Annotated in this window: 1 protein-coding gene; it reads right to left on the bottom strand. The window is 54.9% G+C overall.

Annotation, left to right across the window (positions count from 1 at the left end):
- Window positions 1–1,451 (bottom strand): cadherin-like domain-containing protein (locus GVO60_RS22095; protein ID WP_159657887.1); only part of this gene is annotated, 1,451 nt, incomplete at both ends.

Genomic DNA, 1,451 nt, shown 5'->3' on the forward strand with positions numbered 1-1,451 from the left:
GGCGCACCATTGCCATCAACGATTTCAGGGTCGTCGTTCACTGGCGTCACGCCAATGTTCACTGTAATCGTATCGGTACCGCCTTGGCCGTCCGAGACCACAACGGTAAAGCTGTCTGAGCCGTTATAATCGTCGTTTGGTGTGTAAGTCCAGTTGCCGTCAGCATCAACCGTCACTGAGCCGTTTTGTGGATCGGTCGCTTTGCTGAAGGTCAGATCGTCGCCATCCACATCGGTCGCATCCAACTTACCGCTCACTGGCGTGTCTTCTGGCGTCTCGACTGAAATGTCATCACCGAGCGGCGCGCCATTACCATCAACGATTTCTGGATCGTCGTTCACTGGCGTCACGCCAATGTTCACTGTAATCGTATCGGTACCGCCTTGGCCGTCAGAGACCACCACCGTAAAGCTGTCTGAGCCGTTGTAATCGTCGTTTGGTGTGTAGGTCCAGTTGCCGTCGGCATCAACCGTCACTGAGCCGTTTTGTGGGTCGGTTGCTTTGCTGAAGGTCAGATCATCGCCATCCACGTCAGTCGCATCCAGTTTACCGCTCACTGGCGTGTCTTCTGGCGTCTCAACCGAAATGTCATCGCCGAGCGGCGCGCCATTACCATCAACGATTTCTGGATCGTCGTTCACTGGCGTCACGCCAATATTCACAGTAATCGTATCAGTACCGCCTTGGCCGTCAGAGACCACAACGGTAAAGCTGTCTGAGCCGTTGTAATCGTCGCTGGGTGTGTAGGTCCAGTTGCCGTCGGCATCGACAGTCACTGAGCCGTTTTGTGGGTCGGTCGCTTTGCTGAAGGTGAGATCATCGCCATCCACGTCAGTCGCATCCAGTTTACCGCTCACTGGCGTGTCTTCTGGCGTCTCAACCGAAATGTCGTCACCCAGCGGTGCGCCATTGCCATCGACGATTTCAGGATCGTCGTTTACTGGCGTCACACCAATGTTGACTGTAATCGTATCGGTACCGCCTTGGCCGTCCGAGACCACCACGGTAAAGCTGTCTGAGCCGTTGTAATCATCGTTTGGTGTGTAAGTCCAGTTACCGTCGGCATCAACGGTCACTGAGCCGTTTTGTGGATCGGTCGCTTTGCTGAAGGTCAGATCGTCGCCATCCACATCGGTCGCATCCAACTTACCGCTTACTGGCGTGTCTTCTGGTGTCTCGACCGAAATGTCATCGCCCAGCGGCGCACCATTGCCATCAACGATTTCAGGGTCGTCGTTCACTGGCGTCACGCCAATGTTCACTGTAATCGTATCGGTACCGCCTTGGCCGTCCGAGACCACAACGGTAAAGCTGTCTGAGCCGTTGTAATCGTCGTTTGGTGTGTAAGTCCAGTTGCCGTCAGCATCAACCGTCACTGAGCCGTTTTGTGGATCGGTCGCTTTGCTGAAGGTCAGATCGTCGCCATCCACATCGGTCGCATCCAACTTACC

Origin of the sequence: Vibrio atypicus (assembly GCF_009811315.1) — a bacterium.
Classification (GTDB): domain Bacteria; phylum Pseudomonadota; class Gammaproteobacteria; order Enterobacterales; family Vibrionaceae; genus Vibrio; species Vibrio atypicus.